This window comes from Photorhabdus africana, assembly GCF_035181445.1.
GTDB classification, from domain to species: domain Bacteria; phylum Pseudomonadota; class Gammaproteobacteria; order Enterobacterales; family Enterobacteriaceae; genus Photorhabdus; species Photorhabdus laumondii.
Genome location: NZ_JAXBVE010000001.1, coordinates 164,546 through 178,323 on the forward strand (window position 1 = coordinate 164,546; position 13,778 = coordinate 178,323).

The 13,778-nt window shown below is 34.4% G+C and carries 20 protein-coding genes; all 20 read right to left on the reverse strand.

The window, feature by feature from the left end; genetic code table 11:
- Positions 1–76: 76 nt before the first annotated feature.
- The 20 genes from SLS51_RS00740 to SLS51_RS00840 all read right to left on the reverse strand — a co-directional run bounded on the left by SLS51_RS00740 (position 77) and on the right by SLS51_RS00840 (position 13,728).
- A complete protein-coding gene (locus tag SLS51_RS00740; RefSeq protein WP_323834570.1) occupies positions 77–772 on the reverse strand; it encodes a PAS domain-containing protein in 696 nt (231 codons plus the stop codon).
- Between the two features lie 147 nt (positions 773–919).
- Positions 920–1,591 (reverse strand): helix-turn-helix transcriptional regulator, encoded by a 672-nt coding sequence (locus tag SLS51_RS00745; RefSeq protein ID WP_323834572.1) that lies wholly within the window; start codon positions 1,589–1,591, stop codon positions 920–922.
- Between the two features lie 27 nt (positions 1,592–1,618).
- Positions 1,619–2,299, reverse strand: coding sequence for a LuxR C-terminal-related transcriptional regulator (locus tag SLS51_RS00750; RefSeq protein WP_323834574.1), 681 nt, complete (start codon positions 2,297–2,299; stop codon positions 1,619–1,621).
- A 296-nt stretch (positions 2,300–2,595) separates the two neighbouring features.
- Positions 2,596–3,276: a helix-turn-helix transcriptional regulator gene (locus tag SLS51_RS00755; RefSeq protein ID WP_323834576.1), complete on the reverse strand. Its 681-nt coding sequence runs from the start codon at positions 3,274–3,276 to the stop codon at positions 2,596–2,598.
- A gap of 30 nt (positions 3,277–3,306) precedes the next feature.
- The gene (locus tag SLS51_RS00760) at positions 3,307–3,987 is read right to left on the reverse strand and encodes a helix-turn-helix transcriptional regulator (RefSeq protein WP_165577455.1); all 681 of its coding nucleotides are present in this window, start codon (positions 3,985–3,987) and stop codon (positions 3,307–3,309) included.
- Positions 3,988–4,016: 29 nt separating this feature from the next.
- Positions 4,017–4,697, reverse strand: a complete 681-nt coding sequence (locus SLS51_RS00765; protein ID WP_323834579.1) for a helix-turn-helix transcriptional regulator — start codon at positions 4,695–4,697, stop codon at positions 4,017–4,019.
- 29 nt (positions 4,698–4,726) lie between these two features.
- Entirely contained in the window at positions 4,727–5,410 is a 684-nt protein-coding gene (locus SLS51_RS00770; protein WP_323834581.1) for a helix-turn-helix transcriptional regulator, read from the reverse strand.
- A complete protein-coding gene (locus tag SLS51_RS00775) occupies positions 5,400–5,540 on the reverse strand; it encodes a hypothetical protein (protein ID WP_439126827.1) in 141 nt (46 codons plus the stop codon). Before SLS51_RS00775 ends, SLS51_RS00770 begins: the two co-directional genes overlap by 11 nt.
- Positions 5,541–5,570: 30 nt before the next feature.
- The gene (locus tag SLS51_RS00780) at positions 5,571–6,251 is read right to left on the reverse strand and encodes a helix-turn-helix transcriptional regulator (protein ID WP_323834583.1); all 681 of its coding nucleotides are present in this window, start codon (positions 6,249–6,251) and stop codon (positions 5,571–5,573) included.
- A gap of 30 nt (positions 6,252–6,281) precedes the next feature.
- Positions 6,282–6,962, reverse strand: coding sequence for a helix-turn-helix transcriptional regulator (locus SLS51_RS00785; protein ID WP_323834585.1), 681 nt, complete (start codon positions 6,960–6,962; stop codon positions 6,282–6,284).
- A gap of 30 nt (positions 6,963–6,992) precedes the next feature.
- On the reverse strand, positions 6,993–7,673 hold the full coding sequence (locus SLS51_RS00790) for a helix-turn-helix transcriptional regulator (RefSeq protein WP_165577451.1): 681 nt from the start codon (positions 7,671–7,673) through the stop codon (positions 6,993–6,995).
- A 29-nt stretch (positions 7,674–7,702) separates the two neighbouring features.
- A complete protein-coding gene (locus tag SLS51_RS00795; RefSeq protein WP_323834587.1) occupies positions 7,703–8,386 on the reverse strand; it encodes a helix-turn-helix transcriptional regulator in 684 nt (227 codons plus the stop codon).
- A gap of 280 nt (positions 8,387–8,666) precedes the next feature.
- A complete protein-coding gene (locus SLS51_RS00805; RefSeq protein WP_323834589.1) occupies positions 8,667–9,347 on the reverse strand; it encodes a helix-turn-helix transcriptional regulator in 681 nt (226 codons plus the stop codon).
- Entirely contained in the window at positions 9,337–9,477 is a 141-nt protein-coding gene (locus tag SLS51_RS00810) for a hypothetical protein (RefSeq protein ID WP_439126828.1), read from the reverse strand. The genes SLS51_RS00805 and SLS51_RS00810 overlap by 11 nt, the downstream gene beginning before the upstream one ends.
- 30 nt (positions 9,478–9,507) lie before the next feature.
- Complete coding sequence (locus SLS51_RS00815) at positions 9,508–10,188, reverse strand: helix-turn-helix transcriptional regulator (RefSeq protein ID WP_323834590.1); 681 nt, start codon at positions 10,186–10,188, stop codon at positions 9,508–9,510.
- Positions 10,189–10,458: 270 nt separating this feature from the next.
- Positions 10,459–11,139, reverse strand: a complete 681-nt coding sequence (locus SLS51_RS00820) for a helix-turn-helix transcriptional regulator (protein WP_323834592.1) — start codon at positions 11,137–11,139, stop codon at positions 10,459–10,461.
- 4 nt (positions 11,140–11,143) lie between these two features.
- Entirely contained in the window at positions 11,144–11,299 is a 156-nt protein-coding gene (locus SLS51_RS00825; protein ID WP_323834594.1) for a hypothetical protein, read from the reverse strand.
- A 30-nt stretch (positions 11,300–11,329) separates the two neighbouring features.
- On the reverse strand, positions 11,330–12,010 hold the full coding sequence (locus tag SLS51_RS00830; RefSeq protein WP_323834596.1) for a helix-turn-helix transcriptional regulator: 681 nt from the start codon (positions 12,008–12,010) through the stop codon (positions 11,330–11,332).
- 292 nt (positions 12,011–12,302) lie between these two features.
- Entirely contained in the window at positions 12,303–12,980 is a 678-nt protein-coding gene (locus SLS51_RS00835) for a helix-turn-helix transcriptional regulator (RefSeq protein WP_323834599.1), read from the reverse strand.
- A 55-nt stretch (positions 12,981–13,035) separates the two neighbouring features.
- Complete coding sequence (locus tag SLS51_RS00840) at positions 13,036–13,728, reverse strand: PAS domain-containing protein (RefSeq protein WP_323834602.1); 693 nt, start codon at positions 13,726–13,728, stop codon at positions 13,036–13,038.
- Positions 13,729–13,778 lie beyond the last annotated feature (50 nt).

Here is a 13,778-nt window from a genome sequence, read left to right on the forward strand (position 1 = left end):
ATGTCATTAATTGTATCCCTAATTATTATCTAAATAATTAATAGAATTATTAATAATTAACAGTAAAATCGATTGTTTATAATATAAAATGGCCTATTGATAGAAAATACTTTGATGGAATATAGAGATCATACCCTTTTTCTTTGCAAAGTAATCGTAACTCAGTCAATGAGCTGACCGATAATTTTTCATAAATACTTTCAAAATATTTTTCCACCGCATGGCATGAAACATTCATTTCAATGGATGTTTCATTATTATTCATACCGCAGCAAAATAGAAAAATAACCATCCACTCTTTCTCATTTAACAAATCATTAGGTGGTCTGAGGCTGGCTGACGTTGGTATATGCTCTTTAATATAATGATAAACCGTAAAGTGCTCCAATTCTCTGGCGTGAGAGATAATGCCGACACAGTGATTATCCTCACTCATCAATGGATATTTTTCGCAAAAATAGGATTTAGGCGGCCGACCATTACCTTGAGGATAAGTGCCGACAGAGCATACTTTCTGCATACATTCTAACACCTTGCGATCATGTTCTTTAAAGTAATGGGCAAAACCATTAACAGCTATTGGTAATTCGTCAACGGTATACCCTATAATACTAAAGTTTTCCGGTAACTGAATGATTTTAATAAACTTGGTATTTGCATAAATAAAGCGGGATTCCTTATCTTTTACAAACCAAGGATCAGGGCTTCTGTCCCATACATGTGTTAACTGACGGGTAATAAAAGGGACTTGTTTTAATCCTGATTTATTCATAAATATCCTTTAAGATAATTATTGCTTTTTTAACTTATTGAATGTAAATACATCATTGAAAGCAAAGCATATTTCCATAGGGCCGTATATTTTATCAATAAATAACTAACAAAGGTAGCATGTAGAAACTGGGGAATAATACGTAATCTAAGACAATAAAAACCTTTCTGGGATATAGTGCTCAAAATTATTGGCTCGAAAATACTCTTCCAACTGTTGACTGGAGTGAATCCCGATTTTGCGATATATTCTTAGCATATGTTCTTCAACCTCATGATAGGCGATATTCAATATTTTCCCAATCTGTTTTTTGGGCTGTTTCTGTAAGAAGAGAAAGATAATATCCCACTCCCGTTGAGTAAAAAGATCGGAGGGGGGCTGGAATAGCAAGGATGGCGGTAATTTATCATAATATTGATGTAGGCAGGTCAATGAATACTCTTTAGCCTTCCACATATGGTACATAATTCCCATACAATGACCATTATCATGATAAAGAGGCAATTTTTCACAAAAATAGGATGACAAAGTTTGCTCTTGCCCAAAAACATGGGTTTCAAGTGAACAGACTCTTTCGCCTTTAGTCATGACACTTTTATCGTGGAGAATAAACTCCCTGGCGAATTCAGCACCATCCCAGGGCAATTCATGATCATAAAGCCCTTCATAATCAAATGACGCTTTAAAATTATGGATAAATTTTTTTGTGGCTGAATTACCGTAGATAAAGTTTGAAGAACTATCCTTGACTCCCCACGGTTCATTACTTATTTCCATTGTATTAATAACTTGAGGTGATAGTGCATGGTTATTTTTCATATTAGTCAAACTCTTTTATTCTAAAGGTTAAAGAAAAACTCTGTTTTTTGGATGGATAAATTTCTTTGGCATATAGAGATGATAATCATGGGTGCGACAATACTCTTCCAATTGATCACTAGAATGAACCCCAATTCTTCCATATATCCGTGAAATATGAGTTTCAACCGTACGATAAGAAATATTTAACACCTTACCGGTTTGTTTACTGCTATGCTTTTGTAGCAAAAGGAAAATAACATCCCATTCCCGTTGAGTAAAGAGATCGGTTGGTGGCTGGAACATAATAGATGCCGGCAGTTTTACATGAAATAGTTGAGTAAGTGAGAAATCTTGGGCTTTCCATCCATGGATAAAGATACCGATACATTTGTTTTCATCATTATAGATTGGATATTTTTCCGAAAAATAAGATGATAGAAATTTATCTTTCCCATATGTATGTGTTTCAAGTGAACATATTCTGTTTCCTTGTTTCATAACACTTTTATCGTGAATAACGAACTCTTTTGCAAATTCAGCCCCGTTCCAGGGAAGTTCACTGTCATATTTCCCTTCATAATCAAATAAATCCGGGATATTTTGCATTTGTCTAAGTGCCGAATTACAAAAAATCCAGCATGAGTTTTTGTCTTTGATTGCCCAAGGTTCATTACTTTGTTGCATAGTATTAATAACTTGAGGCGAAATAATTAATTCATTGTCCATGTTATCACTCCTATTTTTTCTAGCCTTAAAATTCGATTATTGATGTTTAATCTGATAATCAATTTAACTCACGATTACCCCAAATCCTAGGATAGTTCATTATCATAAAACCCTTAATAATCAAATAATTGTTAAAGTTATGAATAAGTTTTTTTAGCTGCATTGCTGTAGATAAAGTTTGAAGAACTATTCTTTATTCCCCACGGCTCATTGTTCATCTCCATTGTATTAATAATCTGAGGTGATATTGCATAGTTCTTCTTCATATTAGTGAGAACTCCTTTGTAATCTAAGGATTAAGGAAACGTTCTGCTTCCAGGTTGCACAAATCTTTTTGGCACATAGAGATCATAATCATTGGTGCGACAATATTCTTCCAATTGACGACTGGAATGAAGACCAATTCGTTTACATATGCGTGAGATATGGTTTTCAACCGTACGGTAGGAAATATTTAACATTATACCGATTTGCTTATTGCTATATTTGTGTAACATAAGGAAAATAACATCCCATTCCCGTTGAGTAAAGCGATCGGTTGGTGGTTGGAACATAATATTGGCGGGCAATTTTCCACGGAGTAATCGGGTGAATGAGAAATCCTGAACTTGCCAACCATGATATATTGTTCCTATACAGCTTCCGTCTTCATGATAGAGAGGATATTTTTCAAAGAAGTAAGAGGACAGAATTTGCTCTTTAAAAAATTTATGTGTTACAAGTGAGCATATTCGTTCTTCTTTTTCCATTACTATTTTATCATTGGCCATATACTCTTCAGAAAATTCAGCTCCGTCCCAAGGAAGATCATAATCATAAAGACCCTCATAGTCAAAGGAACGTGAAATATTTTGAACGCGATTACACGCTTGATTAGCATAAATAAAGCATGAATTTTTGTCTTTTATTCCCCAGGGATCATTACTCTGCTCCATTGTATTAATAATCTGAGGGGAGATAACATAATTCTTATTCATATTAGTAACAACTCCTTTGTAATCTAAGGGTTAAGGGAATATTCTGCTTCCAGATTGCACAAATCTTTTTGGCACATAGAGATCATAATCATTGGTGCGACAATATTCTTCCAATTGACGGCTAGAATGAAGACCAATTCGTTTACATATGCGTGAGATATGGTTTTCAACTGTACGGTAGGAAATATTTAACATTATACCGATTTGCTTATTGGTATATTTGTGTAATATCAGGAAAATAACATCCCATTCTCGTTGAGTAAAGAGATCGGTTGGTGGCTGAAATAATATAGATGCAGGAAGTTTTCCACGAAATAATCGGGTGAATGAAAAATCCTGAGCTTGCCAACCATGATATATAATGCCCATACAGCTTCCGTCTTCATGGTAAAGAGGATATTTTGCAAAAAAGTAGGATGACAGAATTTGCTCTTTTCCATGTATATGTGTCTCAAGTGAACATATTCTTTTTTCCTGTTCTACCACTTTTCTGTCATGGGCCATGTATTCTTTAGCAAATTCGGCACCATCCCAGGGCAATTCATGTTCATAAAGCCCTTCATAGTCAAAAGAGCTTGAAATATTTTGAAGACGTTTACATGCCTGATTGACATAAATATAGCGTGTGTTTTCATCCTTTATCCCCCATGGCTCATTACTCTGCTCCATTGTATTAATAATCTGAGGGGAGATGATATAGTTCTTCTTCATATTAGTGAGAACTCCTTTTAATCTAAGGGTTAAGGAAACATTCTGCTTTCTGGGTGTACAAACCTTTCTGGTACATAGAGATCATAATCATTGGTGCGACAATATTCTTCCAATTGACGGCTAGAATGAAGACCAATTCGTTTACATATGCGTGAGATATGGTTTTCAACCGTACGGTAGGAAATATTTAACATTATACCGATTTGCTTATTGGTATATTTGTGTAACATCAGGAAAATAACATCCCATTCCCGTTGAGTAAAGCGATCGGTCGGTGGCTGGAACATAATATTGGCGGGCAATTTTCCACGAAGTAGTCGGGTGAATGAGAAATTCTGAACTTGCCAACCATGATATATTGTTCCTATACAGCTTCCGTCTTCATGATAGAGAGGGTATTTTTCAAAGAAGTAAGAGGACAGAATTTGCTCTTTAAAAAATTTATGTGTTACAAGTGAGCATATTCGTTCTTCTTTTTCCATTACTATTTTATCATTGGCCATATACTCTTCAGAAAATTCAGCTCCGTCCCAAGGAAGATCATAATCATAAAGACCCTCATAATCGAAGGAACGTGAAATATTTTGAACACGATAATTAGCTTGATTGGCATAAATAAAGCATGAATTTTCATCCTTTATTCCCCAGGGCTCATTACTCTGCTCCATTGTATTAATAATCTGAGGAGAAATGACATGGTTCTTTTTCATATTAGTGAGATTCCTTTTTAATCTAAGGGTTAAGGGAGCATTTTGCTTCCAGGTTGCACAAATCTTTCTGGCACATAGAGATCATAATCATTGGTGCGACAATATTCTTCCAATTGCCGACTGGAATGAAGACCAATTCGTTTACATATACGTGAGATATGATTTTCAACCGTACGGTAGGAAATATTTAACATTATACCAATTTGCTTATTGGTATATTTGTGTAATATCAGGAAAATAACATCCCATTCCCGTTGGGTAAAGAGATCGGTCGGTGGCTGGAACATAATATTGGCTGGCAATTTTCCACGAAATAGTCGGGTGAATGAGAAATCCTGAGCTTGCCAACCATGATATATCGTTCCTATACAGCTTCCATCTTCATGATAAAAAGGGTATTTTTCAAAAAAATAAGATGAAAGAATTTGTTCTTTTCCAAATGGACATGTTATAAGTGAACATACTCTTTCTTCTTTTTCCATCACTTTTTGATCATGAGCGATGTACTCTTTGGCGAATTCGGCTCCATCCCAGGGCAATTCATGATCATAAAATCCTTCATAATCAAATGACTCTTTAAAATTATGAATAAGCTTCTTTGTTGCTGAATTACCATAAATAAAACATGAGTTTTTATCTCTTATTCCCCAAGGGTCATTACTTTGCTTCATTGTATTAATGACTTGTGATGAAATAATTAATTTATTGTCCATGTATTACTCCTTTTTCTTTAGCTGCATTGCTGTAAATAAAGTTTGAAGAACTATCCGATATTCCCCACGGCTCATTTTTCATCTCCATTGTATTAATAATCTGAGGTGATAGTGCATAGTTCTTCTTCATATTAGTAACAACTCCTTTTTAATCTAAGGATCAGGGAAACATTCTACTCTCTGGATGCACAAATCTTTTTGGTACATAGAGATCATAGTCATTGGTGCGACAATATTCTTCTAATTGACGACTAGAATGAAGACCAATTCGTTTACATATGCGTGAGATATGGTTTTCAACCGTACGGTAGGAAATATTTAACATTATACCGATTTGCTTACTGGTATATTTGTGTAATATCAGAAAAATAACATCCCATTCCCGTTGAGTAAAAAGATCGGTTGGTGGTTGGAACATAATAGATGCCGGCAGTTTTCCACGAAATAGCCGGGTAAATGAGAAATCCTGAGCTTGCCAACCATGATATATCACGCCCATACAGCTTCCGTTTTCATGATAGAGAGGATATTTTGTAAGAAAATAGGATGATAGAATTTGTTCTTTTCCGAATAAATGTGTTTCGAGTGAACATATTCTTTTTTCCTGTTCTATGACTTTTTGATCATGAAGCATATATTCTTTGGCAAATTCGGCTCCATCCCAAGGTAATTCATGTTCATAAAGCCCTTCATAGTCAAAAGAGCTTGAAATATTTTGAAGATGTTTACATGCCTGATTGACATAAATAAAGCATGAGTTTTTATCTTTTATTCCCCAGGGCTCATTACTCTGTTCCATTGTATTAATAATCTGAGGAGAGATGACATAGTTCTTATTCATATAAGTAACAACTCCTTTTTAATCTAAGGATTAAGGAAATATTCTGCTTTCTGGATGCACAAACCTTTCTGGTACATAGAGATCATAATCATTGCTGCGACAATATTCTTCCAATTGGCGACTGGAATGAAGATCAATTCGTTTACATATGCGTGAGATATGGTTTTCAACCGTACGGTAGGAAATATTTAATATTATACCGATTTGCTTATTGGTATATTTGTGTAATATCAGAAAAATAACATCCCATTCCCGTTGAGTAAAGCGATCAGTAGGTGGCTGGAACATAATATTGGCGGGTAATTTTCCACGAAATAGTCGGGTGAATGAAAAATCCTGAGCTTGCCAACCATGATATATTGTTCCTATACAGCTTCCGTCTTCATGATAAAGAGGATGTTTTTCAAAAAAATAAGATGAAAGAATTTGTTCTTTTCCATGTACATGTGTTATAAGTGAACGCATCCTTTCTTCTTTTTCCATCACCATTCTGTCGTGAGTCATGTATTCTTCAGCAAATTCGGCTCCATCCCAAGGAAGGTCATAATCATAAAGCCCCTCATAGTCAAAAGAGTTTGAAATATTTTGAACACGTTTACATGCTTGATTGGCATAAATAAAGCATGAGTTTTTATCTTTTATTCCCCAGGGCTCATTACTCTGCGCCATTGTATTAATAATCTGAGGAGAGATGACATAGTTCTTCTTCATATTAGTAACAACTCCTTTTTAATTTAAGGGTTAAGAAAACATTTTGCTTTCTGGATGCACAAACCTTTCTGGCACATAGAGATCATAATCATTGGTGCGACAATATTCTTCCAATTGACGACTGGAATGAAGACCAATTCGTTTACATATGCGTGAGATATGGTTTTCAACCGTACGGTAGGAAATATTTAGCATCCTACCGATTTGCTTACTGGTATATTTGTGTAATAGGAGGAAAATAACATCCCATTCCCGTTGAGTAAATAAATCAGTCGGTGGCTGGAACATAATATTGGTGGGTAATTTTCCATGAAATAATCGGGTGAATGAAAAATCCTGAGCTTGCCAACCATGATAAATAGTTCCCATACAACTTCCGTCTTCATGATAAAGAGGATGTTTTTCAAAAAAATAGGATGACAGAATTTGTTCTTTTCCAAAAGTATGTGTTACAAGCAAACATACTCCTTCTTCTTTTTCCATCACCTTTTGATCATGAGCGATGTATTCTTTGGCAAATTCGGCCCCATTCCAGGGTAATTCATTATCATAAAGCCCTTCAAAATCAAAAGAACGTGAAATATTGAGAAGACGTTTACATGCCTGATTGACATAAATGTGGCATGAGTTTTTATCTTTTATTGCCCAGGGGGCATTACTTTGCTCCATTGTATTAATAATCTGAGGGGAGATGACATAGTTCTTATTCATATTAGTGAGAACTCCTTTTAATCTAATGGTTAAGGAAACATTTTGCTTTCTGGATGCACAAACCTTTCTGGTACATAGAGATCATAATCATTGGTGCGACAATAATCTTCTAATTGACGAGTAGAATGAAGACCAATTCGTTTATATATGCGTGATATATGGGTTTCAACCGTACGATAGGAAATATTTAGCATCCTACCGATTTGCTTACTGGTATATTTGTGTAATAGGAGGAAAATAACATCCCATTCCCGTTGAGTAAAGAGATCAGTCGGTGGTTGAAATAATATAGAGGCAGGAAGTTTTCCATAAAATAGCCGGGTGAATGAAAAATCCTGAGCTTTCCACATATGATATATAGTTCCTATGCAATCCCCGTTATCATGGTAAATAGGAGTTTTTTCACAAAAGTAAGACGATAGAAATTTATCTTTGCCAAACAGATGTGTTTCAAGAGAACATACCCTTCCTCCTCTTTCCATTACACTTTTATCATGAGCAATAAATTCTTTTGCAAATTCAGCTCCATCCCAGTTGAAATCATCATCATAAAGCCCTTCATAATTAAATGATTTTTTAAAATCATGAATGAACTGTTTTGTTGCTGAATTACCATAAATAAAGCATGAGTTCTTGTCTTTTATTCCCCAAGGATCATTACTCTGCTCCATTGTATTAATAATTTGAGATGAAATAATTAATTCATTTTCCATGCTATCGTTCCTCTTTCTAGCCTTAAAATTAGATTTTTAATCATATAATCCATTTAACTTACGACTACCTCAAACCCTAGGATAGTTTATAATCACTTGGATTCAAATAATTGTTTAACATTATGAATAAATTTTTTTTATCTGCATTGCTGTAGATAAAGTTTGAAGAACTATCCGTTATTTCCCACGGCTCATTGTTCATCTCTATTGTATTAATAATCTGAGGTGATAGTGCATAGTTCTTTTTCATATCAGTAACAACTCTTTTTTAATCTAATGGTCAAGGAAACATTTTGCTTCTAGGTTGCACAAATCTTTTTGGCACGTAGAGATCATAATCATTGGTGCGACAATATTCTTCCAATTGCCGACTGGAATGAAGACCAATTCGTTTACATATGCGTGAGATATGGTTTTCAACTGTACGGTAGGAAATATTTAACATTATACCGATTTGCTTATTGGTATATTTTTGTAACATCAGGAAAATAACATCCCATTCTCGTTGAGTAAAGAGATCAGTCGGTGGTTGAAATAATATAGAAGCTGGAAGTTTTCCACGAAATAACCGAGTGAATGAAAAATCCTGAGCTTGCCAAGCATGATATATCGTTCCCATACAACTTCCGTCTTCATGGTAAAAAGGATATTTTGCACAAAAGTAGGATGACAGAATTTGTTCTTTCCCAAATACATGTGTCTCTAGTGAACACACTCTTTCTTCTTTCTCCATCACTTTTTGATCATGAGCGATGTATTCCTTGGCAAATTCGGCTCCATCCCAAGGTATTTCATCATCATAAAACCCTTCAAATTCAAATGAACTTGAAATATTCTTAATAGATTTTAATGCCAAATTACCATAAATAAAGCATGAATTTTTATCCTTTATTCCCCAAGGATCATTACTTTTCTCTAATGTATTAATAACTTGTGATGAAATAATTAATTTATTGTCCATGTATTACTCCTTTTTCTTTAGTTGCATTGCTGTAAATAAAGTTTGAAGAATTATCCGCTATTCCCCACGGCTCATTTTCTATCTCCATTGTATTAATAATCTGAGGTGATAGTGCATAGTTCTTCTTCATATTAGTAACAGCTCCTTTTTAATTTAAGGGTTAAGGAAACATTTTGCTTTCTGGATGCACAAACCTTTCTGGTACATAGAGATCATAATCATTGGTGCGACAATAATCTTCTAATTGACGAGTAGAATGAAGACCAATTCGTTTATATATACGTGATATATGGGTTTCAACCGTACGATAGGAAATATTTAGCATCCTACCGATTTGCTTACTGGTATATTTGTGTAATAGGAGGAAAATAACATCCCATTCCCGTTGGGTAAAGAGATCAGTCGGTGGTTGAAATAATATAGATGCAGGAAGTTTTCCATAAAATAGTCGAGTAAGTGAGAAATCCTGGGCTTTCCATGCATGGAGAAAGAGACCGGTACATTCGTTTTCATCATTATATATTGGATATTTTTCCGAAAAATAAGATGATAGAAATTTATCTTTCCCATATGTATGTGTTTCAAGTGAACATATTCTTTTCTCTTGTTTCATAACATTTTTATCGTGAATAACGAATTCTTTTGCAAATTCAGCCCCGTTCCAGGGGAGTTCACTATCATTTTTCCCTTCATAATCAAATAAATCTGGGAGATTTTGGATTTGTCTAAATGCCAAATTACCAAAAACCCAACATGAGTTTTTGTCTTTGATTGCCCAAGGTTCATTACTTTGCTGCATGGTGTTAATAATTTGAGATGAAATAATTAATTCATTTTCCATGTTATCGTTCCTCTTTCTAGCCTTAAAATTAGATTTTTAATCATATAATCCATTTAACTCATGACTACCTCAAACCCTAGGGTAGTTTATAATCAAATAATTGTTTAACATTATGAATAAAATTTTTTTAGCTGCATTGCTGTAAATAAAGTTTGAAGAACTATCCGTTATTCCCCACGGCTCATTGTTCATCTCCATTGTATTAATAATCTGAGGAGAGATAACATAGTTCTTATTCATATTAGTAACAACTCCTTTTTAATCTAAGGGTTAAGGGAGCATTCTGCTTCCAGATTGCACAAATCTTTTTGGCACATAGAGATCATAATCATTGGTGCGACAATATTCTTCCAATTGACGACTGGAATGAAGACCAATTCGTTTACATATACGTGAGATATGGTTTTCAACCGTACGGTAGGAAATATTTAACATTATACCGATTTGCTTACTGGTATATTTGTGTAATATCAGGAAAATAACATCCCATTCCCGTTGAGTAAAGAGATCAGTCGGTGGTTGAAATAATATAGATGCAGGAAGTTTTCCATAAAATAGTCGAGTGAATGAAAAATCCTGGACCTGCCAACCATGAAATATCGTTCCCATACAACTTCCGTCTTCGTGGTAAAGAGGGTATTTTTCACAAAAATAGGATGACAGAATTTGTTCTTTCCCAAATAGATGTGTTTCGAGTGAACATATCCTTTCTTTTTCTTCCATCACTATTTTATCTTGAATCACGTGTTCTTTAGCAAATTCAGCACCATTCCAAGGAATTTCATCATCGAAAAGCCCTTCATAGTTAAAAGAATTTGGAACATTATGAAGAGATTTTAATGCCAAATTAACATAAATAAGGCATGAATTCTCATCTTTTATTCCCCAAGGATCATTGCTTTGTTCCATTGTATTAATAACTTGAGATGAAATAATTAGTTTATTGCTCATGTTATTACTCCTTTTTCTTTAGCCTTAACATTATGAATAAATTTTTTTTAGCTGCATTGCTGTAAATAAAGTTTGAAGAACTATCCGTTATTCCCCACGGATCATTGTTCATCTCCATTGTATTAATAATCTGAGGTGATAGTGCATAGTTCTTTTTCATATCAGTAAAAACTCCTTTTTAATCTAAGGGTTAAGGGAGCATTCTGCTTCCAGATTGCACAAATCTTTTTGGCACATAGAGATCATAATCATTGGTGCGACAATATTCTTCCAATTGACGACTGGAATGAAGACCAATTCGTTTACATATACGTGAGATATGGTTTTCAACCGTACGGTAGGAAATATTTAACATTATACCGATTTGCTTATTGGTATATTTGTGTAACATCAGGAAAATAACATCCCATTCCCGTTGAGTAAAGAGATCAGTCGGTGGCTGGAACATAATATTGGCTGGTAATTTTCCATAAAATAGCCGGGTGAATGAGAAATCCTGAGCTTGCCAACCATGATATATCGTTCCCATACAACTTCCGTCTTCGTGATAAAGAGGGTATTTTTCAAAAAAATAAGACGAAAGAATTTGTTCTTTTCCAAAAGTATGTGTTAAAAGCAAACATACTCTTTCTTCTTTTTCCATCACCTTTTGATCATGATCGATGTATTCTTTGGCAAATTCGGCCCCATCCCAAGGTAACTCGTGCTCATAAAGCCCTTCAAATTCAAATGAACTTGAAAAATTCTTAAGAGATTTTAATGCCAAATTGCCATAAATAAAGCATGAGTTTTTATCCTTTATTCCCCACGGATCATTACTTTGCTTCAATGTATTAATAACTTGAGATGAAATAATTAGTTTATTGTCCATGCTATCACTCCTGTTTTCCTAACTTTAAAATTAGATTTTTAATTTTATAATCACTTTAACTCACGACTACCCCAAACCCTAGGATAGCTCATGATCATAAAATCCTTCATAATCAAATAATTGTTTAACATTATGAATAAAATTTTTTTTTAAGTTGTATTGCTGTAAATAAAGTTTGAAGAACTATCCGTTATTCTCCACGGCTCATTGTTCATCTCCATTGTATTAATAATCTGAGGTGATAGTGCATAGTTCTTCTTCATATCAGTAAAAGCTCCTTTTAATCTAAGGATTAAGGAAACATTCTGCTTTCTGGATGCACAAACCTTTCTGGTACATAGAGATCATAATCATTGGTACGGCAATAATCTTCTAATTGACGAGTAGAATGAAGACCAATTCGTTTATATATGCGTGAGATATGGGTTTCAACCGTACGATAGGAAATATTTAACATCCTACCGATTTGCTTACTGGTATATTTGTGTAACATCAGGAAAATAACATCCCATTCCCGTTGAGTAAAGAGATCGGTCGGTGGTTGGAACATAATAGATGCCGGCAGTTTTCCATAAAATAGCCGGGTGAATGAGAAATCCTGAGCTTGCCAACCATGAAATAGAATCCCCATGCAGCTACCATCTTCATGATAAATAGGTAGCTTTTCAAAAAAATAGGATGACAGAATTTGATTTTTCCCATATACATGCGTTTCAAGTGAACACACTCTTTGTTCTTTTGTCATTACAGTTTTATCATGAGTAATAAATTCTTTTGCAAATTCAGCTCCATCCCAGGGAATTTCATCATCAAAAACTCCTTCATAGTCAAAAGAATTTGAAAGATTTTGGAGGGTTTTAAATGATTGATTAGCATAAATAAAGCATGAGTTCTTGTCTTTTATTCCCCAAGGATCATTACTTTGCTTCATTGTGTTAATGATTTGCGATGAAATTATCTTGTTACTCATAGTATCATTCCTTTTTCTAGCCTTAAAATTAGCTTATTGATATTTAATTTTGTAATCAATTTAATTCCACACTGCCGACAGTGACAAATCTCGCGGGAATATAAGCGTCAAGTTTATTTTCTTTACAGAAATCTTTTAATTCTTCGTGTAATGATAAATTGAATTTTTGGTAGATTGACTGAATATGATTAACCACATCTTCGGCACTTATCATTAACGCTTCACCGATTTTCTCTTCATCTAATGAACGTAGCGTTAGAAAGAGAACTTCCCATTCAGTTTGTGTCAATTTGTCATTAGGGGCGATAAATTCCAGCGTTGCCGGAGGGGTTTTATCATAATAGTAAGCAGTAGAAAAGTTTTTGGTTTTGCACATATGAAAAGTGAGCCCAATACAATTGCCATCTTCATCGCAAAGTGGGTATTTATTACAAAGATAGATTTGCTTAATCTTATGTTCTTCAAATGGATGCGTTTCTAGTGAACTAACACGTTGCATAGTTTGAAGAACTTTTTGATCCTGACGGTGGAATTCTTTTTCATATTCTGCAATAGGTGAGGGTAATTCACCTGTGGTAAGCCCGGTAATATCGAAATCGTCAGGTAAATTGTGTAGTTGATAAAAAGCGGAATTGGCGTAAATAAATCTCGATTGGAGATCTTTAGCTCCCCAAGGTTCATCACTGTTTTCCCACATATGAATTAATTGTGGGGTGATATTATTAGGTCTGTTTTTTATATGTTGCATTAGTGACTCCTGAATGATTATTTCAATTGTTATCTGACATGTTTGCTAAC

What these genes read in the sequence shown, in the direction of transcription:
- SLS51_RS00745 (WP_323834572.1), bottom strand. Translation starts at nt 1,591, where the DNA reads ATGAAAAATAACCATGCACTATCACCTCAAGTTATTAATACAATGGAA.
- SLS51_RS00755 (WP_323834576.1), bottom strand. Translation starts at nt 3,276, where the DNA reads ATGAATAAGAATTATGTTATCTCCCCTCAGATTATTAATACAATGGAG.
- SLS51_RS00810 (WP_439126828.1), bottom strand. Translation starts at nt 9,477, where the DNA reads ATGAAGAAGAACTATGCACTATCACCTCAGATTATTAATACAATGGAG.
- SLS51_RS00760 (WP_165577455.1), bottom strand. Translation starts at nt 3,987, where the DNA reads ATGAAGAAGAACTATATCATCTCCCCTCAGATTATTAATACAATGGAG.
- SLS51_RS00790 (WP_165577451.1), bottom strand. Translation starts at nt 7,673, where the DNA reads ATGAATAAGAACTATGTCATCTCCCCTCAGATTATTAATACAATGGAG.
- SLS51_RS00830 (WP_323834596.1), bottom strand. Translation starts at nt 12,010, where the DNA reads ATGGACAATAAACTAATTATTTCATCTCAAGTTATTAATACATTGAAG.
- SLS51_RS00750 (WP_323834574.1), bottom strand. Translation starts at nt 2,299, where the DNA reads ATGGACAATGAATTAATTATTTCGCCTCAAGTTATTAATACTATGCAA.
- SLS51_RS00815 (WP_323834590.1), bottom strand. Translation starts at nt 10,188, where the DNA reads ATGGAAAATGAATTAATTATTTCATCTCAAATTATTAACACCATGCAG.
- SLS51_RS00740 (WP_323834570.1), bottom strand. Translation starts at nt 772, where the DNA reads ATGAATAAATCAGGATTAAAACAAGTCCCTTTTATTACCCGTCAGTTA.
- SLS51_RS00835 (WP_323834599.1), bottom strand. Translation starts at nt 12,980, where the DNA reads ATGAGTAACAAGATAATTTCATCGCAAATCATTAACACAATGAAGCAA.
- SLS51_RS00770 (WP_323834581.1), bottom strand. Translation starts at nt 5,410, where the DNA reads ATGGACAATAAATTAATTATTTCATCACAAGTCATTAATACAATGAAG.
- SLS51_RS00775 (WP_439126827.1), bottom strand. Translation starts at nt 5,540, where the DNA reads ATGAAGAAGAACTATGCACTATCACCTCAGATTATTAATACAATGGAG.
- SLS51_RS00805 (WP_323834589.1), bottom strand. Translation starts at nt 9,347, where the DNA reads ATGGACAATAAATTAATTATTTCATCACAAGTTATTAATACATTAGAG.
- SLS51_RS00840 (WP_323834602.1), bottom strand. Translation starts at nt 13,728, where the DNA reads ATGCAACATATAAAAAACAGACCTAATAATATCACCCCACAATTAATT.
- SLS51_RS00825 (WP_323834594.1), bottom strand. Translation starts at nt 11,299, where the DNA reads ATGAAAAAGAACTATGCACTATCACCTCAGATTATTAATACAATGGAG.
- SLS51_RS00765 (WP_323834579.1), bottom strand. Translation starts at nt 4,697, where the DNA reads ATGAAAAAGAACCATGTCATTTCTCCTCAGATTATTAATACAATGGAG.
- SLS51_RS00780 (WP_323834583.1), bottom strand. Translation starts at nt 6,251, where the DNA reads ATGAATAAGAACTATGTCATCTCTCCTCAGATTATTAATACAATGGAA.
- SLS51_RS00795 (WP_323834587.1), bottom strand. Translation starts at nt 8,386, where the DNA reads ATGGAAAATGAATTAATTATTTCATCTCAAATTATTAATACAATGGAG.
- SLS51_RS00785 (WP_323834585.1), bottom strand. Translation starts at nt 6,962, where the DNA reads ATGAAGAAGAACTATGTCATCTCTCCTCAGATTATTAATACAATGGCG.
- SLS51_RS00820 (WP_323834592.1), bottom strand. Translation starts at nt 11,139, where the DNA reads ATGAGCAATAAACTAATTATTTCATCTCAAGTTATTAATACAATGGAA.